30 protein-coding genes are annotated in these 26,071 nt (G+C 71.3%); 14 read left to right on the forward strand and 16 right to left on the reverse strand.

The window, feature by feature from the left end; all coding sequences use genetic code 11:
- Positions 1-109: 109 nt before the first annotated feature.
- Together ACTWQF_RS20155 and ACTWQF_RS20160 are read right to left on the reverse strand one after the other, a co-directional pair.
- Positions 110-685 carry a GNAT family N-acetyltransferase gene (locus ACTWQF_RS20155; RefSeq protein ID WP_443280981.1) on the reverse strand — a complete coding sequence of 192 codons (576 nt, stop codon included), beginning with the start codon at positions 683-685 and terminating at the stop codon, positions 110-112.
- A gap of 45 nt (positions 686-730) precedes the next feature.
- Complete coding sequence (locus ACTWQF_RS20160) at positions 731-2,578, reverse strand: P-loop domain-containing protein (protein WP_443280982.1); 1,848 nt, start codon at positions 2,576-2,578, stop codon at positions 731-733.
- Positions 2,579-2,841: 263 nt separating this feature from the next.
- Between ACTWQF_RS20160 and ACTWQF_RS20165 the strand changes: the two genes are divergently transcribed.
- Positions 2,842-3,978 carry an MFS transporter gene (locus ACTWQF_RS20165; RefSeq protein WP_443280983.1) on the forward strand — a complete coding sequence of 379 codons (1,137 nt, stop codon included), beginning with the start codon at positions 2,842-2,844 and terminating at the stop codon, positions 3,976-3,978.
- A 32-nt stretch (positions 3,979-4,010) separates the two neighbouring features.
- Here ACTWQF_RS20165 and ACTWQF_RS20170 read toward each other — a convergent pair whose 3' ends face one another.
- Entirely contained in the window at positions 4,011-4,541 is a 531-nt protein-coding gene (locus ACTWQF_RS20170; protein WP_443280984.1) for an SRPBCC family protein, read from the reverse strand.
- 146 nt (positions 4,542-4,687) lie between these two features.
- On the opposite strand from ACTWQF_RS20170, the gene ACTWQF_RS20175 reads away from it, so the two are divergent.
- Positions 4,688-5,122, forward strand: a complete 435-nt coding sequence (locus ACTWQF_RS20175; RefSeq protein WP_443280985.1) for a protein-tyrosine phosphatase family protein — start codon at positions 4,688-4,690, stop codon at positions 5,120-5,122.
- A 200-nt stretch (positions 5,123-5,322) separates the two neighbouring features.
- Here ACTWQF_RS20175 and ACTWQF_RS20180 read toward each other — a convergent pair whose 3' ends face one another.
- From ACTWQF_RS20180 to ACTWQF_RS20190, 3 genes are all read right to left on the reverse strand, one after another.
- Positions 5,323-6,114 (reverse strand): Mut7-C RNAse domain-containing protein, encoded by a 792-nt coding sequence (locus ACTWQF_RS20180; RefSeq protein WP_443280986.1) that lies wholly within the window; start codon positions 6,112-6,114, stop codon positions 5,323-5,325.
- Positions 6,111-6,413 (reverse strand): acylphosphatase, encoded by a 303-nt coding sequence (locus ACTWQF_RS20185; protein WP_443280987.1) that lies wholly within the window; start codon positions 6,411-6,413, stop codon positions 6,111-6,113. The genes ACTWQF_RS20180 and ACTWQF_RS20185 overlap by 4 nt, the downstream gene beginning before the upstream one ends.
- Before the next feature lie 92 nt (positions 6,414-6,505).
- Positions 6,506-6,997, reverse strand: coding sequence for a MarR family winged helix-turn-helix transcriptional regulator (locus tag ACTWQF_RS20190; protein WP_443280988.1), 492 nt, complete (start codon positions 6,995-6,997; stop codon positions 6,506-6,508).
- A 130-nt stretch (positions 6,998-7,127) separates the two neighbouring features.
- Here ACTWQF_RS20190 and ACTWQF_RS20195 point away from each other — a divergent pair, with 130 nt between their 5' ends.
- Both ACTWQF_RS20195 and ACTWQF_RS20200 read left to right on the forward strand, forming a co-directional pair.
- On the forward strand, positions 7,128-8,588 hold the full coding sequence (locus tag ACTWQF_RS20195; protein WP_443280989.1) for an MFS transporter: 1,461 nt from the start codon (positions 7,128-7,130) through the stop codon (positions 8,586-8,588).
- Between the two features lie 38 nt (positions 8,589-8,626).
- Positions 8,627-9,085, forward strand: a complete 459-nt coding sequence (locus ACTWQF_RS20200) for a TIGR03618 family F420-dependent PPOX class oxidoreductase (protein ID WP_443280990.1) — start codon at positions 8,627-8,629, stop codon at positions 9,083-9,085.
- Positions 9,086-9,112: 27 nt separating this feature from the next.
- Here ACTWQF_RS20200 and ACTWQF_RS20205 read toward each other — a convergent pair whose 3' ends face one another.
- Positions 9,113-9,457, reverse strand: coding sequence for a MerR family transcriptional regulator (locus tag ACTWQF_RS20205; RefSeq protein ID WP_443245498.1), 345 nt, complete (start codon positions 9,455-9,457; stop codon positions 9,113-9,115).
- A 79-nt stretch (positions 9,458-9,536) separates the two neighbouring features.
- Here ACTWQF_RS20205 and ACTWQF_RS20210 point away from each other — a divergent pair, with 79 nt between their 5' ends.
- Positions 9,537-10,382 carry an aminotransferase class IV family protein gene (locus ACTWQF_RS20210; RefSeq protein ID WP_443280991.1) on the forward strand — a complete coding sequence of 282 codons (846 nt, stop codon included), beginning with the start codon at positions 9,537-9,539 and terminating at the stop codon, positions 10,380-10,382.
- A gap of 70 nt (positions 10,383-10,452) precedes the next feature.
- On the opposite strand, the gene ACTWQF_RS20215 is transcribed toward ACTWQF_RS20210, so the two are convergent.
- From ACTWQF_RS20215 to ACTWQF_RS20225, 3 genes are read right to left on the reverse strand one after another with little or no spacing between them, the layout of a single operon-like run.
- On the reverse strand, positions 10,453-10,989 hold the full coding sequence (locus ACTWQF_RS20215) for a GNAT family N-acetyltransferase (RefSeq protein ID WP_443280992.1): 537 nt from the start codon (positions 10,987-10,989) through the stop codon (positions 10,453-10,455).
- A 58-nt stretch (positions 10,990-11,047) separates the two neighbouring features.
- On the reverse strand, positions 11,048-11,413 hold the full coding sequence (locus tag ACTWQF_RS20220) for a DUF4180 domain-containing protein (RefSeq protein WP_443280993.1): 366 nt from the start codon (positions 11,411-11,413) through the stop codon (positions 11,048-11,050).
- Positions 11,414-11,469: 56 nt separating this feature from the next.
- Positions 11,470-12,867, reverse strand: a complete 1,398-nt coding sequence (locus ACTWQF_RS20225; RefSeq protein WP_443280994.1) for an NAD-binding protein — start codon at positions 12,865-12,867, stop codon at positions 11,470-11,472.
- A gap of 740 nt (positions 12,868-13,607) precedes the next feature.
- Here ACTWQF_RS20225 and ACTWQF_RS20230 point away from each other — a divergent pair.
- Entirely contained in the window at positions 13,608-14,204 is a 597-nt protein-coding gene (locus ACTWQF_RS20230; RefSeq protein ID WP_443280995.1) for a hypothetical protein, read from the forward strand.
- 54 nt (positions 14,205-14,258) lie between these two features.
- On the opposite strand, the gene ACTWQF_RS20235 is transcribed toward ACTWQF_RS20230, so the two are convergent.
- From ACTWQF_RS20235 to ACTWQF_RS20250, 4 genes are all read right to left on the reverse strand, one after another.
- On the reverse strand, positions 14,259-14,684 hold the full coding sequence (locus ACTWQF_RS20235) for a hypothetical protein (protein WP_443280996.1): 426 nt from the start codon (positions 14,682-14,684) through the stop codon (positions 14,259-14,261).
- Positions 14,685-14,916: 232 nt separating this feature from the next.
- Positions 14,917-15,138: a DUF397 domain-containing protein gene (locus ACTWQF_RS20240; protein WP_443280997.1), complete on the reverse strand. Its 222-nt coding sequence runs from the start codon at positions 15,136-15,138 to the stop codon at positions 14,917-14,919.
- Positions 15,139-15,163: 25 nt separating this feature from the next.
- Positions 15,164-15,385 (reverse strand): DUF397 domain-containing protein, encoded by a 222-nt coding sequence (locus tag ACTWQF_RS20245; protein ID WP_443280998.1) that lies wholly within the window; start codon positions 15,383-15,385, stop codon positions 15,164-15,166.
- A complete protein-coding gene (locus ACTWQF_RS20250; RefSeq protein ID WP_443280999.1) occupies positions 15,366-16,220 on the reverse strand; it encodes a helix-turn-helix domain-containing protein in 855 nt (284 codons plus the stop codon). The genes ACTWQF_RS20245 and ACTWQF_RS20250 overlap by 20 nt, the downstream gene beginning before the upstream one ends.
- A 180-nt stretch (positions 16,221-16,400) precedes the next feature.
- Between ACTWQF_RS20250 and ACTWQF_RS20255 the strand changes: the two genes are divergently transcribed.
- From ACTWQF_RS20255 to ACTWQF_RS20275, 5 genes are all read left to right on the forward strand, one after another.
- A complete protein-coding gene (locus tag ACTWQF_RS20255) occupies positions 16,401-16,634 on the forward strand; it encodes a hypothetical protein (protein WP_443281000.1) in 234 nt (77 codons plus the stop codon).
- Positions 16,631-17,068, forward strand: a complete 438-nt coding sequence (locus tag ACTWQF_RS20260) for an ATP-binding protein (protein WP_443281001.1) — start codon at positions 16,631-16,633, stop codon at positions 17,066-17,068. Before ACTWQF_RS20255 ends, ACTWQF_RS20260 begins: the two co-directional genes overlap by 4 nt.
- Before the next feature lie 33 nt (positions 17,069-17,101).
- Positions 17,102-17,692, forward strand: a complete 591-nt coding sequence (locus ACTWQF_RS20265; protein ID WP_443281002.1) for a TetR/AcrR family transcriptional regulator — start codon at positions 17,102-17,104, stop codon at positions 17,690-17,692.
- On the forward strand, positions 17,689-19,125 hold the full coding sequence (locus tag ACTWQF_RS20270) for an MFS transporter (RefSeq protein WP_443281003.1): 1,437 nt from the start codon (positions 17,689-17,691) through the stop codon (positions 19,123-19,125). The genes ACTWQF_RS20265 and ACTWQF_RS20270 overlap by 4 nt, the downstream gene beginning before the upstream one ends.
- Before the next feature lie 69 nt (positions 19,126-19,194).
- The gene (locus ACTWQF_RS20275) at positions 19,195-20,325 is read left to right on the forward strand and encodes a metallophosphoesterase (protein ID WP_443281004.1); all 1,131 of its coding nucleotides are present in this window, start codon (positions 19,195-19,197) and stop codon (positions 20,323-20,325) included.
- Between the two features lie 13 nt (positions 20,326-20,338).
- Here the strand turns inward: ACTWQF_RS20275 and ACTWQF_RS20280 are convergent, their stop codons facing one another.
- On the reverse strand, positions 20,339-21,307 hold the full coding sequence (locus ACTWQF_RS20280; RefSeq protein WP_443281005.1) for an erythromycin esterase family protein: 969 nt from the start codon (positions 21,305-21,307) through the stop codon (positions 20,339-20,341).
- A gap of 101 nt (positions 21,308-21,408) precedes the next feature.
- On the opposite strand from ACTWQF_RS20280, the gene murJ reads away from it, so the two are divergent.
- Entirely contained in the window at positions 21,409-23,085 is a 1,677-nt protein-coding gene (gene murJ / locus ACTWQF_RS20285) for a murein biosynthesis integral membrane protein MurJ (protein ID WP_443281006.1), read from the forward strand.
- A gap of 142 nt (positions 23,086-23,227) precedes the next feature.
- The gene (locus ACTWQF_RS20290) at positions 23,228-24,175 is read left to right on the forward strand and encodes a carbohydrate kinase family protein (protein WP_443281007.1); all 948 of its coding nucleotides are present in this window, start codon (positions 23,228-23,230) and stop codon (positions 24,173-24,175) included.
- A gap of 104 nt (positions 24,176-24,279) precedes the next feature.
- Here ACTWQF_RS20290 and ACTWQF_RS20295 read toward each other — a convergent pair whose 3' ends face one another.
- The gene (locus ACTWQF_RS20295) at positions 24,280-25,245 is read right to left on the reverse strand and encodes a beta-ketoacyl-ACP synthase III (protein WP_443281008.1); all 966 of its coding nucleotides are present in this window, start codon (positions 25,243-25,245) and stop codon (positions 24,280-24,282) included.
- 135 nt (positions 25,246-25,380) lie between these two features.
- Here ACTWQF_RS20295 and ACTWQF_RS20300 point away from each other — a divergent pair, with 135 nt between their 5' ends.
- Positions 25,381-26,013 carry a TetR/AcrR family transcriptional regulator gene (locus ACTWQF_RS20300; RefSeq protein ID WP_443281009.1) on the forward strand — a complete coding sequence of 211 codons (633 nt, stop codon included), beginning with the start codon at positions 25,381-25,383 and terminating at the stop codon, positions 26,011-26,013.
- Positions 26,014-26,071: the final 58 nt, after the last annotated feature.

Below are 26,071 nucleotides of genomic sequence, written 5' to 3' on the forward strand. Positions count from 1 at the left end.
GGCCGGGAGGTGCCCCCAGGACTCCGGCCGGGAGGTGCCCCCACCAGCCACAATCCAGCCGCACCCGGCAAGCAATACCAACCACAGCGGCGGCTTTCGGGACCGCAGGTCAGGCCCCCGGCCAGGGGCCCGGCGGGGCGACCTGCGGCTCCGGCTTGGTCTCCGTGCGACAGACACGAAACCCGCGCCGCTCGTAGTTCGCGCGAGCGTACGCGCCGTCCAGGGAGCAGGTGTGCAGCCATACGCGCTCGGTCGGCGGGAGGCCCTCCCAGCGGGAGGCGAGGTCCCAGGCCCGAGCTGTGCCGTAACTGAGCAGATGGCCGCCGATGCCGTGGCCGCGGAAGGCGGGGAGCAGTCCGAAGTAGCTGATCTCCACCACGCCCGCCTCGCTCGCGGCGTCGAGCTCGATGAACCCCGCAGGCGTGCCCCGCTCGTAGGCGACCCACGTCTCGATGCCCGGACGTTCCAGGAAGCGCTGCCACTTCTCGTACGTCCACGGCAGCCGGTCCACCCAGGTGTTGTCCGCGCCGACCGCGGTGTACAGGAACCGGCTGAACTCCGGGCTGGGCACCTCGGCGCGCTCGACGCCGATCCCGGCGCTGTCCTCGGGCACCCGCGCGGGCACCAGGTCCGCGGCCGAGGTCTGCTCCAGGTACCAGGTGGTGACGTCGACGGTCGCACTCATGGGGAAAGCCAACCACGCCCTCGCCGACGACCTGCACGGACCCCCTCAGCGGAGCATCCGCAGCCCCCGGACCCGGTTGATCGCCGCGGCGGTCTCGAAGCGGCGGGGCACGGCGAAATCCTCGTCCCGAATGCTGAGAAGCGGGCCCGTGGCACCGTCCGCCAGCAGCTCGTCCAGCAGATCCAGGGCCTCGGCCAGCGTCCGGCGGCCGTCCAGCAGGCCGCGCCGCACCATCAGCTCCAGCGCCAGGCCGATGCCGGTGACCTGGCGCGGGTCGGCGATCTGCTCGACGGCGCGCAGGTCCACCTCGTGGTCGCCGAAGGAGAGCACGTCCTCGCCCCGCGCCCGGATCCGGGGGCGCCCGCGCACCTCGGCGTCCAGCGACGAGGGGTCGGGCACCCGCGCCACCATGCCGGGGAACGACTCCGCCTCGGCGTGCCGCCCGGTGGGCACCGCCGCGATCTCGTGGGCCCGCGCGGTGACGTCGGAGGGCCGGTAGGCGTCCAGCATCACGACGCGGTCGGCGACCTCCAGATAGTCCCCGGAGCCGCCCATCACCAGCACCGTGGAGACGCCGTGGTCACGGTGGAGCGAGCGGACGGTGTCCACCAGCGGCGTCAGCGGCTCGCGGTCCTTGGCGACCAGCGACTGCATCCGGGCGTCCCGGATCATCAGGTTCGTCGCCGCGGTGTCCTCGTCGATCAGCAGCACCCGAGCGCCCGCCTCCACGGCCTCGCACAGTGACGCGGCCTGCGAGGTGGACCCGGAGGCGTTCTGCGTCGAGAAGTCGGAGGTGTCGGAGCCGTCCGGCAGGTGGTCGACGAACGCGTGCACGTCCACCCGCTCGACGCGGCGGCCGTCCTCGGCCCGCAGCTTCACCGTCTCGCTCCGTGAGACGACCAACTCGCGCCCGTCGCCCGGCACATGGTCCCAGATGCCCGTCTCCAGCGCCCGCAGCAGCGTCGACTTGCCGTGGAAGCCGCCGCCGACCACCAGGTTCACGCCCTCCGGTACGCCCATGCCGGTCACCGCGCCCGCGTGCGGCAACTCGACCGTCACCCGCAGCTGATCGGGCGAGACGAACGGCACCACGCCGCTGCCGGTGGCCGGCCGATCGTCCACCCCGCTGCGGCGCGGCAGCACAGCCCCGTCGGCGACGAACCCCACCAGGCCGAGCCCGTCCAGCGCCTCCCGCAGCGCCACCGAGTCCTCGACCGTCTCCACGAACCGTTGGACGGCCGCCGCGTCCAACGACCCGTAGCACAGCGCCCGTTCGACCGCGCGCGGCAGCACCTGGCACAGCAGCCGCTCGGCCTCCCGCCCGTCGATCCGCCGCCCGTGCCCCGGGAGAGCGGCACCCAGCCGCAGCGTCACCGAGCCGTCCTCGCCGCTGACGGTGCACGAACTGCGCTCCAGCACCTCCTGGCCGCCCGCGTCCACCCGCAGCGCCTTCTCGCCGCGTACGGCGCTCGCGGCCTGCCGCGCCAGGTAGGAGGAGAGCGCTCGGCGCCGGGTCGCGGTCCGCCACAGCTCGGGCGGCAGCGCGGCGAGCCGTCCCGGCACATGGAGGGCGACCCGGGCCGGGGGCGCGTACGGGTCGGACTGGCCGCGCACCAGCTCCAGCAGCTCCCCGCCGGGCATCTCCCAGCGCCCGACCAGGCTCTTGTAGCGGCCGTACTGCGCGCCCTCCAGCGCCCGCAGTTCGGCCGCAAGTCCGGTGCGGGGAGCGCGCGGCCGGTGCTCGTCGTACGCGGAGCGGCCGGGGTGCTCGCGCGGCGGACCGCCGTGCCCGCGCGGCCGGTGCCCGCCGCGCGGTCCGCCGTGGCCGCCGCGTCCGTAGGGCCGCCCACCGCCGCGCCGCTGTCCGCCGGCTCCTGAGGACTGCTCCCGCACGCCGCTCGCCTGCCTTCCTGTTGTCGGTCGGGTGTTGCGCGGAAACCGACGATACGGTGCCGGTCCGAGCGCCCCGAAACTCCGTCCCGGTTCGGCCGTCGCCGGTTCCGGCCGCTGCGGCGCGGTCCAGGGGCAGGCCCTCGGCAGCGTCCCCAGAAGGGGTCAAATTCCAGCACACAGCGTCTTCTTATGGAAAACGCCCATATTCTCTCTTTCCGTAGGTCCGCCGTTACAAGCGAGCCGACCGCGAGAGAGGGGGCACCATGTCCGCGCTGCGCTGGGCCGCCGCCCTCGGCAACGCCGACTGGCATCTGGCGGCGCCGCTGCTCGCAGCGCTGGCCACGGCCTGGCACACGGACATCGGCACCGTCACCGCCGGGCTCGCCGCCTACTCCCTCGGCCAAGGGCTCGCGCTGCCGGTGTGGGGATGGCTGGCCGACCGGTACGGACCGGGGCGCAGCCTGCGCACCGGACTGCTGGTCGCCGCAGCCGCGTCCGTCGGCTCGGCGCTGTGCCCCGGCCCCGCGTGGTGGATCGCGCTGCGCACCGCCGCAGGTGCGGGCTTCGCCACCGTCACCCCCTCGGTCTCCCTCTACTACGAGTCGCTGAACCCGGCGCAGGCCAGACAGCGCGCGTTCGCCACCCTCACCACCGTCACGGCGGCGAGCGCGATCGCCTCGCCCGTCCTCGCCGACACCGTGCTGCGCTGCGGCTCCTGGCGGCCCGCGTTCGCCGTCATCGCCGTACTGACCGCGGTCACCGTCTGCCGGATCCGTGCGGCCACCCGCCCTGGGCCCGTCCCCCCGGAGCAGGCCCGGACGCACGGGAAGCGTCCGCACGCGGCGGGGGAGCGGTGCTCCTCCGCGTACGGGACCGTCCTCGGCCTCGGTGCCGCCGAGGGCGCGGTGATGCTGGGGCTGCCCGCCCTCCTCGCCCCCGCCCTGGCCACCGCGGGCGGGCAGGCGTCGACCTCGGCCGTGCTGGTCGCCTACGCCGTCGGCGTGCTGGGCAGCACGCTGGTGCTGCAGCGGCACGCACGCGTGTGGGGTCCCATGAGGCTGCTGGCCACCGGGGGTTCGACGGGTGTGGCGGGCGCGCTCCTCGCCGCGCTGGTGCCCGGTACGGCCGTGCTGATGCTGTCCGCCGTACTGCTGGGCACGGCCTGGAGCTACCTCCACACCACCTTGCAGACCTGGCTCCCCCGGCTGCTGCCGGCGCCCGCCCGGGCCCGCGCCGCGTCGCTCTTCTCGGCCTCCGCCATACTGGCCAGCTCCGCGACGGTCGCGCTGACCACCTCCCTGCTGCAGGAGGGCCGGCACGCGACGGTCTTCGCAACCGGCGGCGTTCTGTGCGCGGCTCTCACCTGCTGGACGCTGTACGTGGCCCGCCGCTGGGGGTGATCCCTCTCCTCCGGGACCGCCGCCGGCCGCGCTCAGCCCGGGTCGCCGCCGTCCGGCACCGGAGCCCCTGACGGCATGCCTGCGGCGACATACGCGTCGTAGCGGGCCTGCCAGTCGGCGGCCGTCCCGTCGTGCGGGCCGGAAGGGGCGCCGCCGGACAGGAGTTCGGCCAGCTCGTCCAGGCACACGTCCCAGCCGGCCGCGTTGCGCGCTGCGGCCTCGCGGTCCTCCAGCACGTCGGTGAGGGCAAGCACGCACCCTTCGCCGCGCCGCCCGAGCTCGAAGAGGAGCTCGTCGTCGCCCCAGGTGTAGCCCAGTCGGCGAGGCGGGTCGAACTCCAGCACCGTGCCGGAGGCGTCCTCCGCGTACGGGTCGCCGGCGAAGTCCACACGGCCGCCCACCATCGGCTCCAGATGCACCGTCGGCGACGGGAACCACGCCGCCAACCGGCTCGGTTCCGTCAGCGCCCGCCACACCTCTTCCACGCTCACCGCGAACGGGCGCTCCAGCCGTACGGCGGGCAGCCCGTCCCGCTCCACGAAGATTCCCAGCTCCACGCTCATCCCACGTCACGCCCTTCGCCGCCGGGCCGTCCCGCCGAGTGTCCCGCCGCGGCCCGGCCCTCGCCGCCGGGGCGGGTCCGTACGGGGGAGCCGCCGCTCTTCCCGACCGCCCCACGCAGGGCCGGACCGCGGGCTAGGCTCCCGGCATGTCCGCCACCTGGGAACCCGAAGCGCCGGGGGTACTGCGCCTGCCCTCCGGCCGGCTCGTCCGTGGCCGGGGGCTGCGCCACCCCCTGCCCTCCGGTCCCGAACCGCAGTTCGGCCTCTATCTGCTGGGCCGTCGGCCGTCCCCGGTCGGCTGGGAGTCCCACTGGCTGCGCTGGCCCGACTTCCGGCTCCCCAGCGACCGCGCCGAGGCCCGCGAGGCCTTCCACCAGGTGTGGGAACGTGCCGTCGCCGAGCGCGTGGAGGTCGCCTGCGGCGGCGGCCAGGGCCGTACGGGCACCGCCCTCGCCTGTCTGGCGGTCCTCGACGGAGTCCCACCTGAAGAGGCCGTCACCTACGTCCGCACCCACTACTCGCGCCGCGCGGTCGAAACCCCCTGGCAACGCCGCTACGTATTGCGCTTCCGCCAGCGGTAGGGGGTGCCCCTGCCTGAAGTACGCGGGCTGCGGGTGCGTCGTGGCTGGTCGCGCAGTTCCCCGCGCCCCTGCTGGGCGCGTCCCCCTGCGAAGCTTGGGCAGTCTGCGCCCTGGGGGTACCCCCTGCTCGAAGAGCTTGGGGGAGCAGGGTGGGCAAGCGCAGCCCCCGATGCGGGGTACGCAAGCGGCGCCGGACACGGCTAGGGCGAGGCGTCGTCGCCCTCACCCGTACGCCGGGCATCATCAACGCGTGCCATCAGATCCGCATGGTGCGCCCCCGGCCAGTAGAGGCGCCCGCAGGCGGTGCAGCGGGTGAACGTGTCGTAGGTGCGACGTGTGCCGGGCGGCAGTTGGTCGGCGATCTCTTCCTTGGCGACGGCCCGCAGCGTCCCGTTGCACGCCGGGCAGCGCGTCCAGGGGGCCAGCGGCGGATCGAACCGGGCCAGCACATCGGCGATCTGGTCGTCCGGGCGACTGCCCCGTACATAGGCGCCCAGCCACAGGGTCCGCCTGCGCAGCAGGCCCCGGTCCTGGGTCAGCAGCACGCGCCGCTCCTCGTTGGCCTGCTCCACCAGTTCCGGGTCGTGCGCGTCGTTGCGGTAGGCGGTGTCCACACCGAGCAGCCGCAGCCGCCGGGCCAGCGCGCCCAGGTGGACGTCGAGCACGAACCGGGGCGGCGAGGGCGCTTCCGGCGGCAGCGGCTGCGGACGGGGCACCGGGGTCAGCGCGATACGGGCACCGTCCGGCGGGCGGTACGAGTCGGGGACAGCCGCGCCGTCGGCCCGCAGCCCGGCCACTTCCGTCAGCGGCACGCCCAGCGACTGCACCACGTGCCCGAGCGAGGATGTCCCGTCGTACGGGCAGGAAACACCCGCCGGCTGCCCGGCTTGGCGGCGTAGCCGGGCGGGGAGGAAGAGGCGCAGCTCGTCGGGTACCTGGACCTGGAGCCGGAGCCGGTCGTCCGCTGCTGCGCCGGGCTCCGGCCCTGTCACCGGTCCTGGCCCGGCGACAGGGCGGTGGCGCGTACCTGGAACGTGGAGTGCCCCCGCGGCTCCTGCTCGGTCACAGTCACGTCGTCGACGACCGCTGCCGGAGGCCCTTCGTGGGCCCACTCCACCAGTGCGTCGACGGCTTCCGGCTCCCCCTCGAAGACCGCCTCCACGCTGCCGTCGGGCAGATTGCGCACCCATCCCTGCACGCCGTGCCCCGCGGCCGTCTGGCGGCAGGAGTCCCGGAAGAACACCCCCTGCACCTGCCCCGTCACGATCACGCGCTTGGACGTCGCAGCCATCAGTTCACCTCAGCCGTCCGGTGGTTGGCCCTTCCATGGTCGCGCGAACGCAGTGGCGCGGCACCCGCGGTCCGCAGAGCCGCCCGCTCGGGTCAATGGCTGCGCTGCCGTGCCCGGCGGGCCGGCGCCGGGGTAGGCGCGGGGCTGCTCAGGTGGCCGGTGGCCAGATGGTCGAGGAGCCGTAGGAACGTCTCCCGGTCGCCCTCCGGCAGCGCACCGAGCGCCCGCTCGTGCACCTCGTCCACGATCCGCTGGCTGCGCTCGGCCATCCGCGCCCCCTCCTCCGTGACCGCGATGATCCGCGCCCGGCGGTCGGTACTGGAGGGGCGGCGCTCGGCGAGCCCGGCCTTCTCCAGGGCGTCGACGGTGACCACCATCGTGGTCTTGTCCATGTCGCCGATCCCGGCGAGCTCGCTCTGGGTGCACTCCCGCTCCAGCGCGTGGACGAGCACGCAGTGCATACGTGCCGTCAGCCCGATCTCGGCGAGTGCCGCCGCCATCTGGGTGCGCAGCACATGGCTGGTGTGGTCCAGCAGGTAGGAGAGGTCCGGCTGGGTGCGGGTCGGCGGCGTCATGGCGGTCATGGCGTCCAGCTTACCGGGGAACTGGTTCCGAAAGGTATCGTCTGCGAAAGGATCGTCTGCAACAAAACTATCTGCTACGGTCTCGCTATCGCACCACCTCCCACTCGCTGGGCGACAAGAGAGGCCCACCATGTCCGTGTTCTCCGCCCGACGTCCGCGCGGCCTCGCCCTCGGGGTCATCGCCGCCGGGACGCTGATGATCATCCTCGACGGCTCCATCGTCACCGTGGCGATGCCGGCCATCCAGCGCGACCTGAACTTCAGCTCCTCGCAGCTGAGTTGGGTCGTCAACGCCTACCTCATCGCCTTCGGAAGCCTGCTGCTGCTCGCCGGCCGGCTCGGTGACCTGCTCGGCCGCAAAAAGATGTTCCTGGCCGGGACCGGGGTCTTCACCGCGGCCTCGCTGCTGGCCGGGTTCGCCGGCACTCCGGCGGTCCTGCTCGCCGCCCGTTTCCTGCAGGGCGTCGGCAGCGCCATGGCGGCGGCCGTGGGCCTCGGCATTCTCGTCACGCTGTACCCCGGACGGCGGGAAAGAGCCCGCGCCATAGCCGTGTTCAGCTTCACCGGCGCCGCCGGTGCCTCCATCGGCCAGGTCCTCGGCGGTGTCCTCACCGACCTGCTGACCTGGCACTGGATCTTCTTCATCAACCTGCCCATCGGCGCCGCCGTCATCGCCCTCGCCCTGCCGGCGCTCCCGTCCGACAGCGGCATGGGGCTGCGTGCCGGAGCAGACGCCTGGGGCGCACTGCTGATCACCGTCGGCCTCATGGCGGGTATCTACGGCGTGATCAACACCACGGCGTACGGGTGGAGTTCACCGCACACCCTCCTCCCCACGCTCCTCGGCGTGGCACTCGTCGCCGGATTCTTCGTCCGCCAGTCCCGGGCCCGCACCCCGCTGATGCCGCTGCGGATTCTGCGCTCCCGTACGGTGGCCGTGGCGAACGTCGTGCAGATGCTGATGGTCGCAGCGCTGTACTCGTTCCAGGTGCTGGTCGCCCTCTATCTCCAGGGAGTGCTGGGCTACGGCGCCGCGCGGACCGGCATCGCGATGCTGCCGGCCGCCCTCGTCATCGGCCTGGTCTCGCTCGGCGTCTCAGCGCGGCTGATCGCGCGGTACGGGGAACGCGTCGTGCTGCTGACCGGCCTCGTGCTCCTGATCGGTGTGCTGGGCCTGCTCACCCGGCTGCCCGAGCGCGCGCACTACACCACCGACCTGCTGCCCGTGATGCTGCTCGCGGCAGGCTTCGGACTCGCGCTGCCGGCCCTCACCGCGCTCGGCATGTCCGGCGCGGACGAACGTGACGCCGGGCTGGCCTCCGGGCTGTTCAACACCACCCAACAGATCGGTATGGCCCTCGGCGTGGCCACGCTCTCCACCCTGGCAGCCGCCCGCACCCACGCACTGACCGCCTCCGGCAGCCCCCGCGCCTCCGCCCTGACCGGGGGATACCACGTGGCCTTCGCCGCCGGGACCGGGCTGCTCGTCGTGGCACTCGTCGTCGCGGCCGTGGCGCTCCGGAAGCCCGGCCGACGCACGGCAGCGGCGGCAACGGCAACCTCGACCCCCGCACGGCAGCCCGTTGGCTGACCCACCCCGTTCCGCACCCCCTCGCGAAAGGAATCCCCATGCCCGGACCGGCTCCGCGCCCGCTCACCGAAACCGAACTCCACCGTCTTCTCGCCGAGCAGCAGTTCGGTGTGCTGGCCAGCGTCCGCAAGAGCGGTCACCCGCATCTGACCACGGTGCTGTACCGGTGGGACGCGAGCGAACGCACCCTGCGGATCTCCACGACCCGTGACCGCCTCAAGCCCCGCCACTTCCGCGCCGACCCGCACGCCGCCCTGCATGTGAGCCCGGACGTGTGGACCTTCGCGGTCGCCGAGGGCGAGGCGGAGGTCTCCGAGCCCACAGCAGTCCCCGGCGACGCGGTCGGCCGGGAACTCGCCGCCATGGCCGGTGTTTTCACCTCCGCAGAGGACGAGGAAGCGTTCCTGGCCGAGGCGGTCAGGGAACAGCGTGTCGTCATCCGCCTCCACGTCTCACGGCTGTACGGCACGGCCCTCGACGTCGAAGAGGCCGGCTGACCGCGCAGGGCCCCTCCGGCGTGCGGCTCAGGAGGGGCCCAGCAGGTCGGCGAGCGTGCCACGGCTGCGCTGCAGAGCGTCGATCCGCTCGTCCATGGCCGCCAGCTCGCCGTTGAGGATGTCGCGCAGCTCCGCGCACCAGTGGATGACCGGCTGCTCACCCCGGACGCACGGCAGCACCGTACGGATCACCTCCGTCGACAGCCCGGCCCGCAGCAGGGCACGGATCTGCCGCACGGTGACCACCGCTTCCTCGCCGTAGTCGCGATACCCGTTCGGCCCGCGCCCTGCGATCAGCACCCCCTGTGCCTCGTAGTAGCGCAGCATCCGGGAACTGACCCCGGTGCGCTGGGACAACTCCCCGATCAGCATGTGTCCTGCCCTGTTCCGTCGACGTCGTTGACCTTCGCAGTTGACCTTCGCATCGGTGTCAAGCCTTAACGTCCTCCGCATGAGCACACATTCCACGACCGCGCTGGACAGGCGGCCTCGGACGACCCCGTACGCCGTGCACCGAGACGGCCGCACCGCCACCACCGAAGAACTGGCCCCGCTCGCTTTCGCGGGCTACGCGCACTTCACCGCCATGCAGGTGCGGGACGGCCGGGTGCGGGGGCTGGACCTGCACCTGGAGCGACTGCGGTCCGCCTCGCTGGAGCTGTTCGGCCGGGCGCTGCCCGACGACCGGGTGCGGTCGTATCTGCGGACGGCGCTGGAGACCGGCCCGGCCGACGTGTCATTGACGGCCGTCGTGTACTCCTCGGCCGGTGAGTTCACCGCCGACGCGGCCGACGCGGAGCTCTCCGTCCTCGTGCGGACCGGACCCGCCGCGTCCGGTCCGGCGGGGCCGCTGGAGCTGGCAACGGTCGAGTACGAACGTCCCCTCCCGACGGTGAAGCACGTCGGCGAGGTGGCCAAGACCTACTTCCTGCGGCAGGCGCAGGAGCAGGGCTTCGACGATGCCGCCTTCGTCGACCGGCGGGGCCGTCTCAGCGAGGGAACCATCTGGAACCTCGCCTTCTGGGACGGCGAAGCCGTGGTGTGGCCCAGGGCCGAAATGCTGGGCGGGACCATGATGGCCATGGTCCGCCGCCAGCTGGACCGCCTCGGCGTCCCCCAGCACGATCGCGAGGTCACCCTCGCCGACCTGCCCGCACTGTCCGGGGCCGTCGTCCTGAACTCCTGGACGCCGGGCATCCCGGTGCACCGCATCGGCGCGGTGCCAGTGCCTGCGGCGCCGTCCTTCCTGGACGTGCTGCACCGGGCACATGAGGCGGAGCCGCCGGTCGCTCCCTGAGGGGGTGCCCCGGCCTGTCGTTTGGGGTCTGCGCGTGCGTCGTGGCTGGTCGCGCAGTTCCCCGCGCCCCTTACCGGGCGCGGGGCAAGCGGTAGACGACGCTGCTGCGCAGCGGACCCGGCGGGACGGTGGGGTCTTCAAAATCGTCGGCGGGGTCGTGGGTCATGCCCAGGCGGCGCATCACCGCCTGGGAGCGAAGGTTGGTGGCCGTGGTGATCGCCAGGATCTCCGTAAGGTCCAGCGAGTCGAAGCCGAACTCCAGCGCCGCCCGCGCCGCTTCGGTCGCATAACCGTGCCCCCAGGCGGAGCGGGCCAGCCGCCAGCCCGCCTCCACGCCATCGACCGGCAGCTCGTCCTCCACCGGGTCAAGACCGGCGAACCCGACGAACTCCCCGGTGTCCCGCACCTCGACCGCCCACCACCCCCAGCCGCGCCGCTCCAGCTCCTCCTGGAACCGGGCCACGGACGCGTCGCTCTCCTCCCGGCTGAGCAGGCCCGGAAAGTGCTCCCGCACCTCCGGGTCGGCGTTCATCTCGGCCCACGGCGCGAGATCGCTCTCCCGCCATCCGCGGAGCACCAGGCGTTCGGTTCGCAGCTGAGTCGTCACAGCCGCGAAGCTAACGGCCCACGAAGTGGGACGCGACTGAATTAGGCGCCCTGGCCGCTCAGCCGCTCAGCCGCTCCCGCAGCTCTTCCACGTCGGCCAGGAACCAGGTCTGCCGCCCGCGGTTGCACTCCCGTACGAAGTCACGGAGCGCCGAACTGGCCTCCAGGTGCGGCGAGATGTCACCGACGACCGCGAGGCCCACCCGGTATTGGACGAACTTCTGGATGATGTCTCCCGCGAGGCGTGTGCTCAGCCGGAAGAAAGCCTCGTCCAGCTGGGAGGCCGGGATCACCGCCCACTCGGCACCCTGGTACGAGGTGTTGCCTATGACGTCGAGGGCATCGCTCTCACTGCCGAGGGTCTCGCCCTCGGTGTCCCATATGAGGACCGGCACGTCGTTGATCGTCTCCAGGCTGCTGCTCATGGCCGCAAGGCTAGAGCGATTCACGCGGGGAGGGCGAAGGGATTCTGACGGGCGCCTCAGCTCGTCGTTCGTGGTTGCCCTTCGTGACTCCCGTACGGATGGTGATCGCAACGGGCGGCGTGCGGCCACTGGGTGAACGCACCGTCCGCTCGCTCCACCAGCAGTCGTCTGCCGTGCGTGAGCACTCCGCTCGGCTCAGGCCCGGTCAGGCTCGCGGCCGTGTACGCGGCGCTCAGGCTGGCCAGGTCGTGCACGATGCCGATGCTGAACAGGGACTGCGTCTCGGCTATGGCCTCGTGGTCGCCCGCCCGGATCACGACACGCAGCTCGGGTGCGACAGCCCGTGCCGCCACGCCCACCGCGATGTTGTCCAGGTCGTCGGAGGCGACGGCGGCCATGGCCTGAGCCTTGGGGAGCCCGAGCTTACGCAGTACGAACCGGTCCCTGGCATCGGCGACGACCACGGGTACGCCGAGCGCCTTCGCCAGCCGGAGATTGGGAGCCGCCGGGTCCCGCTCCACCGCGATCACGCCGAGGCCGAGCTCCTGCAGGTGCGTGCACAGCCGCAGCCCGACCTGTCCGAGTCCGACCACCACCACATGGCCCGCCCTGGGCAGTGCCCGGGGGCCCACCATGCCGATCGAGCGCGGAGCCAGCAGCCGGTCGACCATTCCGGCGGTGAAAACCGCGGTGAACACGATGCTGGTCAGCATCGCGATGCTGGCGAACACCACATAGCCCGTCGAGCCGTGCGCGGTCGCCGGACCGACGGTCGCCAGTGTCCGCGCGGCCTCGAAGAGCGCTTCCACCGGCGGCCGGTGGTTCAGGGTCACGGACCAGCACCAGTCCGCCAGCAGCACAGCGAACAGACCGGCGAGCCCGGCCAGCATGATCCGCGAACTGCCGTCGTGCGGTCGCAACTGGCCCCTGATCTTGCCGACCAAGGCCCGGTACCTCAGGGCGCGCGGCGGCCGGTACGGTTCGAGCCGTACCCCGTTCGCCTCCCAGCGGGCGCTGACGTGCCCCGAGGACGACCGGCTGAGCGCCAGTAGGCCGGGCTGGAGGCAGGCGGCCAGCAGGACGGGAGCGGCGACATCGGCCGGAGAGGTGACCCGGCAGTTCGGCACGGTGCGTTCGAGTTGATCCGCGACCGTCCGGTCGAAGACCGTCACCACCAGGTGCACGCCCGGACGGATGTGCTCCACCGCGAGTGCGTAGCGCAGGGACTCGGCATCGTCGTCGAAGAGCACCGCGACGCCCGTGACCTGCCGCACCAGGGCGCGGCGCAACGCCTCGTCCGTCGGATACGCCATGTGGCACACGGCCGTCCCCGCCGCCTGCAGATGACCGCAGACCCTGCGCGCCGCGTCGTCGCCGATCACGACGAAGTACTGCTGCTCGGTCTCGTCCCCGGAAGTGGTGCCGGAATGTTCAGACAGCGAAGGCGCAGTCATCTGAACGGTACGGGTCGCAGTCGAGGCAACGGAGGGTCCGGCAGCCGCTGCACCGTGTGAGCAACTGGCCGCAGTGGCACGCGGGAGCGCTCGTATCAGTGGATTCCATATCCGTCGCCGGTCGGTGGCGGACATTGATCGGGGTCGGCTCGGGGCGCCTGCTGACGGCGCTCATGAAAACAGCTCCCATCGGGATGCGAGAAATGTCGAGTGGCATGGGAGCGCTGTGCTCCGCATGCGGTAGCCGGTCCGGACAATCGGCTGAGCAGCCATGAAGTGAAATGCGGAATGCGGAATTAGGTCGCCCGGCTCACCTCGCGGCTCCGGACGCCGCCTCTGAGCCTCAGGGGTTGCCGGCGGGCGCATGAGAGCGCAAGCAGCGCGGATGGACAGCTCATAGCTGGGGGTCACCCTGCGTGAAACCCCGCGCACACCGAAACTAGAACGGCTACCTTCCTCGCACTACGTACAGATGTCACACCTCTGACGCCCAGGGTTGGACAGATGCTCAAACACTGCCGCGCGAGCTGGGACGATGCGGCACACACAAGCGCGAGCAGCACCCAGGGAAGCCCGTCGAAGCCGAATGGGAGATCGCTTGATGGCCGGCCCTTCAAGAATGGAACGGCGCGGGTCGTGAAGCCGGACGCAGACACGAGGATCGCGACCGGCTTCCGCACGGCTCCCCCGTGGACACGGCCATGGTGAGCGTCGGTTCGACCGGCGCCGACGGTACGGGCATGCCTTCTGACGGGGAAGGAGACGAAGGGGAGCCCGGCACCCGACACGGCGTGGGGTGTGTGACCGGCTGGGCCGTCATCCTCGTGGTCGTGGTCGCGGTCACCGGCCTGGCCCTGTTCTTCGGCGCGACGGACCCTCTCTATCTGACCCGCGCCCATCACGGAGCGACTCCCGTCTTCCGTAAGGAAACAGGCGGTGGACCGCGCCACCTCGAACACCACTACCTCACCTGGGACGTGCGAAAGCGCGTCGAGAGCGGCTTCCGCCCCGAAGACCCCCACGGCTTCCGTTTCGAGGGCCGCGCACTGGGCGGAGAGCTCACGTTCTCCGTGCCCCGCAACTGCATCGACCGGCGCATACGTTGGCAGATCCGCGTCGACGGCGACCCTGTCGGGAGCGGCAGCTTGAGATGGCTGCGCACATACACGGTGAAGACCGACTTCGCCATCGACCGCACTCCGGATTCGGTCGAAATCACCATGGCCTGGGACGGTGGTGATGCGGACTGCCCCTCCTTCAGCGCCGAATGGAAAGACGCACAAGTGGTGAGGGACCACGGAGATCCCGGACCCAGACCCGATGGGGGTGGCATCTGAGGAATCGAGGGAAGAAGCAGCGCCGCCATTGCATCCCGAAAGAGGCTTTCCCCCTCAGGTGGTGACCTCCGCGTACATCGCCCTGAGCTCGCGGGTCGCGGCCTGAAGATCGCGAAGGTCGGGGTAGGTGAGGGCGTCCTCCCAGGAGATGTACATCTGGTCCGATCGAGTCCAGGCCAGAAGGTCGATGATCTGCGTGAACATCGATGGAGCGAACGCCGGGATCAGATCCTCGTCATCCTCCAACAGGTCGTCCGTACGCAGCTTCCGCCCTGCCAGCAGGCTCAGCCAGGCCGCCGCTGCGTAGGCCGACTGGGATATCACATGCAAGTCCGGGTCCTGGTCTTCGGAATAGACCAGTCCCATCGCGGTCAGGTGCTCATGGATCGCATCGGCGTCCACCGGCTCCCCAGCTGCTGCCCTGCGCAGCCCCTGCACCGCTTCCGCGTTCGACAGCACAGGCTCATCGCTGAACTCCATGTCCTCACGCTCAACCCGGCCGAGCAAGGGAACAAGCAGACTGTAGAGACAACTGACTTGCTCATGTGGGCCCAGGCTCCCGCCGAACTCCTCGAGAGCCTGCAGCAATTCGGAGTACTCCGTATCAGTTTCCGTCACCCGCACATGCTTAGCGCATAGCACTGACATCTCCAGCCCCGCACGCCATGACCAGCGCGATGCGGGGCGGTTCAGGGGCGCATGCTCTGCGGTGTCAGTCCCCGAACTGCCCGTTGTGGACGGCCGTGATGAAGTGGGTCCACTGGGATGCGGGGAAGGTGAGTACCGCCCCTGTGGGCGCCGTCTTGGTGTCGCGGACCGGGACGATGCCGCCGGACGCGTTGGCGGCGACCTCCACGCAGTCGCCGCCGTCGCCGTTGCTGTGGGTGCTCTTGCGCCAGTGTGCGGTGCTGAGGTCGGGCTGGCTGCCGATCATCTCGGGCTCCTCTGGCTGTTTGGTTTCAGGCGTTCATGTACCCGTTGTGGAGGGCTTCGATGAAGTGGGCCCACTGGGTTGCGGGGAAGGTGAGCACGGGGCCGGTGGGGGCCGACTTGGTGTCGCGGACGGGGACGATGCCGCCGGGTGCGTTGGCGGCGACCTCTACGCACTCGCCGCCGCTGCCGTTGCTGTAGCTGCTCTTGCGCCAGCGAGTCAGCTGCAAGTCAGTCTCGGTGTTCGCCATTTCGGAAGTCCTCTGCCGTTGCTTGGATCATGGCCAGGGACGCCTCCGGCGGCAGCGCGGCGGCCCTGAGCAGATCGTAAGACCTCCGATACTCCTTCACGAGAGCTGCCTCGTCGATGGTGTCTCCGCTATGCAGCGACTCCGTGTAGACCATCGGCGGGGCGTCTGGAAAGGTCATGATCATGGCCGGTCCCATCATGAAGGGATGCGGCCCCGCATTCCACGGCAGGATCTGTGTGACGATGCGCGGGCGAAGCGCCAACTCTGCGACGAGTTCGAGTTGCTCGGCCATCTGTGTCTTCGGCAGGATCGGCAGCCGTACCAACGACTCATGCACGACCACCCAGTACATCGGCTTCTTGTGATCCGCTTCGAAGAGAACGGCGCGCTCCAGACGGGCATTGACCTTCACTGCGACCTCGTCCGTGGTCTCCATAGGATGCGTCGCTCGCACGATGGCTTCAGCGTACGCTCGCGTCTGAAGGAGACCCGGTAGGACGTTTGGGCTCCACACCTCGATGGTGTCGGCCCTCTTCTCAGCCTCAAGGGCTTTCTCGTAGTACCAGGCGTGCCCCCTCCGCCGCGCATTGCGGACGTCCTCACACCTGCGACTGAAGAACCCATCCGTCTTCAACACCGCATCCACGTGCTCCGCGAGATCCGACGGCATCCGCCGCTCCCCGCGTTCGATCTCGCTGAGATGGCTGAAGCCGTAGAAGCTGCCCTCCACCAACTGCTGCTGGGTCAGCCCGGCTTGCTCGCGCTGCCAGCGGAGCTCCTTGCCGTAGAAGGTGGGGACGCCTGCTGATCCGTCGATGTCTTTGGGTCCTGGCACGGTTCACCGCCGAGAGGTTGATGGCTGTTTTCGTTCGGGTGGGGCCATTCCCGGAGGGTCCGCAATTGGTCGTAGCTGATGGGCAGTTCGCTTGCGGGAGCCCGATGAGCTGCAACGTTACCCGGGCTCGGGTCATTGTGTGAGGGCTTCGTCACACAGTGCTCAGGAAGGGTGCGACAAATGAACGAATGTGCGTACGGACGATCGAAAGGCGTCGAGGAATGTATTGCCGAACTCGGCACGGCCCTCCGCGCCCACGGGATCACCCTGCCCTCTCTCGGGGTCGATCCGGTGACGTACGCCGGGTCGCAGCCGTACACGCTCATCGCGCTCGGCAATTGCAACGTCGACACTGCCCGCGCTCTCGCCGCCGTACTGCGCGCTGCGGCGGGGGAGGGGCGGGCAGAGGGGTGAAGACGCAGACGTGGCGGGTCACCACCGCGCCGCAACGGCCCGCGCTCTCCCTCGCGTTGCTGGCCCGGGCCACCGACATCGGCGCCGTACGCCATGAGGTGGCCGCGCACTGCGTGCGGTGGGGTGCGCCGCAGGCAGCCGCCGACGTGGTGGCGCTCTGCGTCAGCGAACTGCTCACCAATGTGGTCGTGCACGTGGGGGAGGGGGTCCCCGCGACTGTACGGGTCACTTGGTGCGGGACGGATCGGATCCGGCTCGGCGTCACCGATCCCGACCCGCGCCCCCTCCCCGTTCGCGTAGCCGCAGCTCCCGATGCCGAGTCGGGCAGAGGGCTCGCCCTCATCGACGCGCTCGCACTGCGGTGGGGCGTGGAGCAGGGCGCGTACGCGAAGACGGTGTGGTGCGAGCTGCCCACCACGGCGACGACGGCGTAGACACTGTCTACCAACTAATGGTAGACAGTGTCTATGAGTGAACCGAACACGGATGCCGGGCTCCGCGAACGGCTCGTCCGCGCAGGTGTCGAGCTGGTCGCGAGGGAGGGCGCACGGGGTGTCTCCCTCCGGGAGATCGCCCGGCAGGCGGGGGTGTCGCATGGGGCGCCCCGCCGGTATTTCCCGACCCATCTGTCGCTGCTCTCCGCCATCGCCCGCGAGGGGTTCGGGCAGTTGGCGGCCGAGGCCGGGCAGGTGCTGGCCGACGGGCAACAGCAGAGCCCGCGTACTCAGCTCGCCGCGCTGGCCCGCGCCTATCTGGCCTTCGCCCGCGACCACCGGGGGATGTACGAGCTGATGTTCCGGCACGACCTGCTGGAGAGCGGCGAGCTGGGGCTGCGTGAGACGAGTCTGCCGCTCTTCGACGTGTTCGTGGACCTCGTCGCGCGGGCCCACCCTCGCCCTCAAGGGGATCCGCGAGCGCGGGCCGGCGCGCTCTGGGCCGGCCTGCACGGCATCGCCCAACTGGGCGCCTGGCGCAGCCTCCAGCTAGCCACCGGTGCCGAGGAGGAGGACGTACTGCGGGCCGTGCTGGACGCCCACGTCGGGCCGGAGAGCGCATGAGTACAGCGCCTACGCGGGGCATACGCGCGCTCACCCTCGTCGCCAGCGTCACCGGCGCGGCCGTCGTGGCGCTGGACGGCACCGTTCTCGTCGTCGTACAGCCGAGCCTCCAGCGGGAGTTCGGTGCCACGTTCGCGCAGGTGCAGTGGACGAGCACCGGCTATCTCAGCGCCGTCGCCAGCCTGCTGGTCTTCGCGGGGCGGCTGGGCGACCGGTACGGGCACGGGCGGCTGTTCGCGCTCGGCATGCTGGGCTTCGGCGCCGCCTCGGCCGGGATCGGGCTGGCGGACAGTATCGGCTGGGTCATCGGGCTGCGCGTCGTGCAGGGCGTTTTCGGCGCGCTGCTGCAACCCGCCACGCTCGGCATGCTGCGCGCCGCGTTCCCGCCGGAACGGCTCGGTATGCCGATCGCGATCCGGACCAGCGTGATCGGGCTGGCTGCCGCCATGGGGCCGGTCCTCGGTGGGATGCTCGCGGCCGAACTGGGCTGGCGGGCGGTGTTCTTCCTCAACGTCCCCCCGGCGCTCGCGGTGGGGCTCCCCGTGCTGCTGACGCGGCGGAAAGCGCCCGCAACCTCGCCGCCCGGCGGCCTCGACCTCCCGGGCGCCTGCCTGCTCGCTGCCGCACTGCTCTGCCTGGTACACGCTCTCGTCTCCGTACCGGGCGACGGCTGGACGGCCACGAACGCACTCGCGGCAGCCGTCAGCGGTGCCGCGACCGCAGCCTTCGTACGGCACGAACGCCGCACCTCCGCACAGCCGTTGGTCCCGGCCGGGCTGTTGCGAACGCCGGGCATCGCCCCGGCGCTGGCGCTGCTGCTCGTGGCGTCGGCGGCGCTGCATGGGACGCTGTTCGTCTGCAGCTACTTCCTCCAGGACGTCGTCGGCCTCGACCCTTTCGAGTGCGGGATACGGACATTGCCGCTCGCCGTGTCGATGGTGCTGGGCGCGCCGGTGTGTGCCGTGCTGCTGCGGCGGTACGGTCCGCGGCGTACGGCCGGTGGAGGGGTGTCGGCGCTGGCGGCGGGGGTGGCGCTGCTGTCGCGGGCGGACGCCGAGGTGGGCGCGGGTGTGGTCGGGGTGGCGTTCTTCGCGCTGGGGGCTGGGTTCGGGGCGGTGATGGTCACCGCCACTTCTGTCGTCGTGGGGCAGGCTTCCGCCGGGCACGCGGGGGTGGCGGGCGGTCTGAAGCAGACGGCGATGAATGTGGGGCCGACGCTGGGAGTTGCGGCGGCAACCACCCTGATGTCCGCCTGGACCCCTGCCCGGCGAGCCCCTCACGCGGCGTTCCTGACGGCGATGGGCCCCACCTTGACGGTGCTGGCGGTGACGGCGGCCACCGGACTGCTGCTGGCCGCTCGCCTCGGGTCCGGCTGGAATATTCGAAGAAGTTACCCGCGAGTTGACAGTGTTTCTCACCGCGCCCACTCTTAGCTGCGCCGTGTACATGCCACCTTCAGTCGTGGGAGGTGGTGTCTGTACAAGTCACGCGAGGAGAAACGTATGGGAACTCAGGGGGAAGGCACCGGCGTCAGCAGACGGACGGTGCTCGCGGGTGTCGGCGGCGCCGGAGCGGCGGCCGTACTCGGCGGCGGTGCGGCGGCCCAGTCGGCATACGCCGCAGGCAGCGCGGCCGAGGGCGGGGTCGACAAGCTTCCGATACCCGACAAGGCCGAGCTGACCGTGCTGCTGACCGGAGACGCGGGCACCGGCGAGGACGGCCAGTGGAAGGTCGCCGACGCCGCCCGCGCGGTGTGCGCACGGCGCGGCGTGGACCTGGCGATCGGGCTCGGGGACAACATCTACGAGAACGGTCCCGAGAGCGACACGGACGACGAGTTCCAGTCCAAGTTCGAACGCCCCAACACCGGCATCGACGTGCCCTGGCTGATGGTGCTCGGCAATCACGACACCAGTGGCATCATCCCGGGCAGCGGCGGCCGGCCCTCGCGCGGAGACCACGAGGTGGCGTACCACGCGCACTCCGCCCGCTGGTACATGCCGAGCCGCTACTACTCCGTCGCCGTACCCGGTGGCGCCGCCGAGCCGGTGGCCGAGTTCTTCGCGCTCGACACCACGCCGCTCTCCTCGTACGTGCTCCAGACCGACCCCGAGTACTACTGGGACGGGCCCTTCGCCCGCGAACAGCGCGCCTGGCTGGAGAAGTCGCTCGCCGCCTCCCGCGCTCGCTGGAAGTTCGTCTTCGCCCACCACCCGCTCCGCAACAACGGCACCCACCGCAACGCGGGCGAGTACGAGGGCGTCACCTGCGGCGACTACATGAGCGGCAAGCACGTCAAGGAGCTGTACGAGGAAGTGGCAGTCGGCAAGGCGGAGTTCCTGCTGGGCGGTCACGACCACACCCTCCAGATCCTGGACACCGCCGCCGACTACCAGGGCACCCAGCAGATCGTGTGCGGTGCCGCCGCCAAGACCAAGGGTCGCGCGGACGAGCCGAGCAACAAGGCGTTCTGGGAGGCGTACGACACGCTCGGCTTCATGCTGCTGACGGTCAACGCCCAGCAGGTCGTCGTCGACGCCTACACCGTCGACCCCGGCACGGGAGAGGCCGCGCACGCCTACCGCCACACCCGCACCGACCGGCTGCCCGCCCGTGCCGCAGCCGCCTCGTAAGCGGGCGTAGCCGTCACAGGAGCCGCGCCGGGCCGACCTCCCGTACGTGGACCAGGGCGTCGAACCAGTCCGACAGACCGCCGCCGGACAGATGGTGCGCGGGGTCGTCGGCCGGGTCGTAGCCGGGTCCGACCAGGCGGGTTCTGGTGTGGGTGCGCAGCCAGTCGCGTACCGGCCCGGGCGCGGTCCCGGTACGCAGGTCCCACAGGTAGGCCGCGGGCCCGGCCGTGCCGAGCACCGACTCGGCGAACTCCTCGGGAGGCGCGGGGACGGCGGCGGGTATCCGACCGTGGTGGAAGGTCAGACCCACGGACACATAGCCGTCCCCGAACCGTTCCCGCAGATAGCTGCCCGCGTTGCGGTGCGTGAGTTCCGCGGAGCCGGGAGGCGCGGGGGAGACGGTGCGGGGTTCGCCGACCGCGGTGTGCGCGATGCCGCCCCAGTAGACGATGCGGTCACCCGACTCGGCGTGCTCGCGGACGGTCGCCTCCGCCAACTCCCGCTCGATGTCCGCCAGTCCCCATGGCGGTGCGGCGGGGGAGGGGGCAGGGGGACCGGCGGCGAAGCGCACGGGATCGTGCGGGTGGCGGTCGTTGTACGCGCGCATCCACCGCACGAGCTCCAGGATCTCCGCCGTACGCCAGAACGGCCGGGCCCCGGCGAGCATCGCCCTGGGATCGCCCTGTCCCGTACGGACGTACGCGTCCAGGCCGACCTCCACCGGATCGTCGCCCTCCAGTGCGACGGTGCGGAACCCTCGCTCCTCTACCAGCAGGCGCACCAACCGGTGCTGGAGGGTGGAGAGTTCATGCGCCGCCCGGGTCGCGGCGCCGACGGCGACGACCTGCGGGCCGTCGCCGATCCACGCGGCCAGGGGCCGCAGATCGTCCAGCGCCGCCGCCGGTTCGAAGGTGCTCAACCGGTGCGCCCGGTCCGCAATCCACTGCTTCACATGTTCCGTTCGCTGCTGCTGTTCACTCATGGACGCAGTCTTGTACTTGAAGTCAACTTCAAGTCAACGGCGCGTCGCGAGCCGAGCCACTCGATTCACGCACGGTGATCGGTTCGGCATAGATTGGCCCGATGGCGGAGGGGATACGGACCAGTACCAGCGCGGGGGACCGGCAGGAGACGGCCACGGCCAAGCCGGGGCTCGCCAGATCATCGCTGCTCATGGCGGCCGGCACCGTCGCCTCGCGGGCCACCGGGCTCGTCCGGCAGGTGCTGCAGGCGGCGGCGCTCGGGACCGGGCTGCTGGCCAGTACGTACAACACGGCCAACACCGTGCCCACCAGCCTCTACACCCTCCTGATCGGCGGCGCCCTCAACGCCGTACTGGTGCCGCAGCTGGTCCGGGCGCGTGCCACACAGGCCGATGGTGGCCGGGCGTACGAGCAGCGGCTGGTCACCCTTGTCGTCACCGTGCTCGCGCTCGGTACCGCGCTCGCCGTCTGGGCGGCGCCGCAGATCGTCGGCCTCTACATGCGGGACACCCCCGCGCAGCACGAGGCGTTCGAGCTGACCGTCGTCTTCGCCCGCTTCCTGCTGCCGCAGATCTTCTTCTACGGGCTGTTCGGGATGCTCGGCCAAGTCCTCAACGCCCGCGAGAAGTTCGGCGCGATGATGTGGACGCCGATCCTCAACAACGTCGTGCTGATCGCGATGTTCGGTGCCTACCTGGGGATGATGACCGTCCCCGAGCGGGTCGCGGACATCACCGAAAGCCAGGTACGGCTGCTGGGGCTGGGCACCACGGCCGGGATCGCCCTGCAGGCCCTCGCGCTGATCCCGTTCGTACGCGCCGCCGGCTTCCGTTTCCGGCCGCGCTTCGACTGGCGCGGTACGGGGCTGGGCAGCAGCGCGCACGCCGCCAAGTGGACGCTGCTTTTCGTGCTGGCCAACCAGGTCGCGCTCACCGTCGTCACCAACTACGCCAACGCCGCCGACCAGGCGCTCCCGGACGCGGGTGCAGGGTACTCCGCGTACACCTACGCGCAGACCATCTGGATGCTGCCGCAGTCCATCGTCACCGTCTCGCTGGTGACCGCGCTGCTGCCGCGGATGAGCCGGGCGGTCGCCGAGGGGCGCCCCGCGGACCTGCGCGCCGATCTGACGCGAGCGCTCCGCCTCACCGGCGCCGTCATCGTCCCGACCGCCTTCCTCTTCCTCGCGCTCGGCCCGCAGATCGCCGCTCTGCTGTTCGCACACGGCGCTGCGGACGCCGAGTCGGCGCAGCCGCTGGGGCAGATGCTCCAGGCGTTGGGGCTCGGGCTGATCCCGTTCTCCGCGCAGTATCTGCTGCTGCGGGGTTTCTACGCCTTCGAGGACACCCGCACGCCGTTCTTCATGGCCGCTTTCATCGCCGCGATCAACATCGCATTGGCCACCTGCTGCCATGTGCTGTTGCCCGCGCGCTGGGCTGTGACCGGGATGGCCGCGGGCTATTCGCTCTCGTACGTTGCGGGCTTCGCCCTCACTGCCTGGCTGCTGCGCCGCCGCTTGGCCGCGCCGCTGGACCCCGCGGGGCGCCTGTTGGGGGTGTACGGGCGGCTGTTCCTGGCCGCTGCCGTTGCGGCAGGGCTCGCCTGGGGGGCTGCCGACGCCGTGCGGCGAACGCTGAGTGAGGGCACGGTCGGCTCGGCGTCGGGTCTTGCGGCGGGGGTGCTGGTGCTGGGGCTCGGCTATCTGTTGTTGGGGCGGCTGTTGCGGGTGCCGGAGCTGCGGGCGTTGCCGGGGATCCGCCGTAGGGGTCGGCGCTGATTTCCCGGGTGCGAGTGCATTGTGGCTGGTGGGGGCACCTCCCGGCCGGAGGCTGGGGGAGCAGTTCCCCGCGCCCCTTCGGGGCGCGCGGCCGCCGTACTGTAGTGCCGGTCAGGGGCTGTGCCGAGGCGAAAGGGCCGAAATGACCGCTGAACACCCCATTGCCGTGCTGGGTGAGTGCGTCGCAGACGCGTTCGTTGCGGCCCCGCACCGCGAGGACCCCGCACCGTTGGCACTGGACGTCTTCCCTGGTGGTGGCCCCGCCAACACCGCGGTGGCGCTGGCACGGCTGGGCACGCCGACCCAGTTCCTGGGTCGGCTCTCGCACGACGTGTTCGGGCGGCTGTTCGCCGCCCGGCTCGCGGAGTCCGGCGTCGACCTGAGCCGTACGGTGCGGGCGGCCGAACCCAGCACCCTGGCCATCGCGGACGTGGCCGAGGACGGCAGCGCCGACTACGCCTTCCACGCGGAGCAGACCGCGGACTGGCAGTGGACCGACGACGAACTGGCCACCGCCACCGCCGGCCCTCTGACCTGTCTGCACACCGGCTCCCTCGCCCTGGTCCAGCAGCCCGGTGGCCCGGCCGTCGAGCGCCTGCTGGCGGAGATACGGGACCGCGCGACCGTCTCCGTCGACCCCAACGTCCGCCCGCTGCTGGTCGACCCGGCCGTCTACCGCAAGGCGCTGCCCCGCTGGTGCGCGGCCGCCGACATCCTGCGGTTCTCCGACGACGACCTGGCCCAGCTGCGCCCCGGCGCCACTCCGGAGGAGGCTGCCGATGCCTTCCACGTGGACGGCGTGCCGCTGGTCGTGGTCACCCTGGGCGCCGAGGGCGTACTGGCCTCCCTCCACGGGGAGCGCCTCCGCGTTCCGACGCCGCCCACCCGCGTCGTGGACACCGTCGGTGCGGGCGACTCCTTCATGGCGGGCTTCCTGCATGCGCTTCGCGTGGTTGGTGCGCTCGGCGGGAGGCTCGACGGCCTCACCCGGCAACAGGTCGCCGAGGCCCTGGAGTTCGGCGTACGGGTGGCCGCCGCGGTGGTCTCCGTACGCGGAGCGAACCCGCCCTGGGCGAAGGAGCTCGGGTAGGGGCTGCCCCTGCCCTCATCCGCGGGCTGCCGGTGAGTTGTGGCTGGGCGCGCAGTTCCCCGCGCCCCTGGCGGGGCGCGTCCCTCCGCGAGGGCGGCGCGCCCTCAGGGGCAGCGCACCACTTGCCCCGCCCATGAGAGGCCGCCGCCGAAGCTGAGCAGCAGCACGGGGGCGCCCGGCGGGAGCTCGCGCCGCTCCACCAGCTTGGCGAGGGCCAGCGGTACGGAGGCGGCCGAGGTGTTGCCGGACTCGACCACGTCCCGGGCGATCACCACGTCCTCGGCGAGGTCCAGCTTGCGCAGCATGGCCTCGATCATGCGGAGGTTGGCCTGGTGGGTGACCACCCCTGCCAGGTCTGCGGGCGCGAGCCCGGCCCGCTCGCACGCGCGGTGCGCCAGGGCGGGAAGTTCGGTGGTGACCCAGCGGAAGACGGCGGGCCCCTCCTGGGCGAAGTGCGGTTGCCAGTCGTCCAGGAGCCGCACCATCTCGCCCCGCGTGGGATCAGAGCCCCACTCGACGGGCCCGATGCCGTCCGTCCCGTCCTGCTGTTCGGGGTCGGGGACGGCGCTGACGATCGCCGCGCCCGCACCGTCGGCCAGCAGGACGCAGGTGGTGCGGTCGGTCCAGTCGGTGACGTCGGACATCTTCTCCGCGCCGATCACCAGCGCGTGCCGCGCCGCGCCCGCGCTCACCGAGTGGCTCGCGGAGGCGAGCGCCGTGCAGAAACCGGCGCAGCCGTTGTTGAGGTCGTAGGCGACGGCGGAGGGGATGCCGAGGGCGCGGGCGACCTGCGCCGCGTTGCTGGGGCAGCGGTCCCGGGCCGAGCAGGTGGCCACCACGACCAAGTCGATGTCGGCGGGGTCCAGTCCGGCCGCGGCCAGTGCTTTGCCTGCCGCCGCCGTCGCCAGGTCGGCGACGGTCTCGGACTCCGCCGCGATGCGCCGGCTGACGATCCCGGTGCGCTGGCGTATCCACGCGTCGCTGGTCTCGACCATGCCCGCAAGGTCGTCGTTGGTGAGGACGCGGTCGGGCTGGTGATGGCCCAGCGCTGCGATACGGGTTCCCGGCACGGTGCTGTTCTCCTCGCTGAGGGGGCTAGGGGGCCGGTGCGACCGCACGGGAACAGCCCGGCGGCGACCGGTGGCCGGGAATATAGCAACCGATCGATCGGAAGTTAAATGGGTCGGGCCGGATACGATGGGTGCATGAGCCCACGCAAGTCCGCCGCCGAGGCCCGCAGAACGCGGGAGCGGATCATCGAGCGCAGCGTCGCCATCGGGTCCGTCGAGGGACTGGAGGGGCTGACCATCGGACGGCTCGCCACCGACCTCGGGATGAGCAAGGCGGGCGTACTCGGCCACTTCGGCTCCAAGCAGGCGCTCCAGCTCGCCGCACTGCACGGCGCCTCCGGGCTGTTCACCAGGCTGGTGTGGGAGCCGGTCGCCGAACTGCAGCCCGGCCTGACCCGGCTGCGGGCCTTCTGCGAGGCATGGATCCGCTATCTGGAGCGGGAACGTACGGCCTTCCCCGGCGGCTGTCTGTTCACCGCCGCGTCCGTCGAGTTCGACACCCGCGGCGGCCCCGTGCACGACACGGTGGCGCGCTTCATGCTGCGCGGACGGCGACTGCTCGTGAACGATCTGCGGATCGCCGTCGAAGTCGGGGAACTCCCCGGTGACGCGGAGCCCGAACAGCTCGCCTTCGAGCTGCACGGGCTCTATATGGGGCTCAACCAGGAACTTCAGCTCTTCGCCGACGCCACGGCCCCGGCCAGGACACGTCGCGCCCTGGACCGGCTGCTGGGCGCCCCGCCGCGGGAAGGGAGTGCCCCTGTCTGATGTCTGCGGGTGCTCCCCCAAGCTCGTCGAGCAGGGGGTACCCCCAGGGCGCAGGGTG

The sequence above is a fragment of the Streptomyces sp. 8N114 genome (genome assembly GCF_052245835.1).
In the GTDB taxonomy this organism is placed as follows: Bacteria; Actinomycetota; Actinomycetes; order Streptomycetales; family Streptomycetaceae; genus Streptomyces.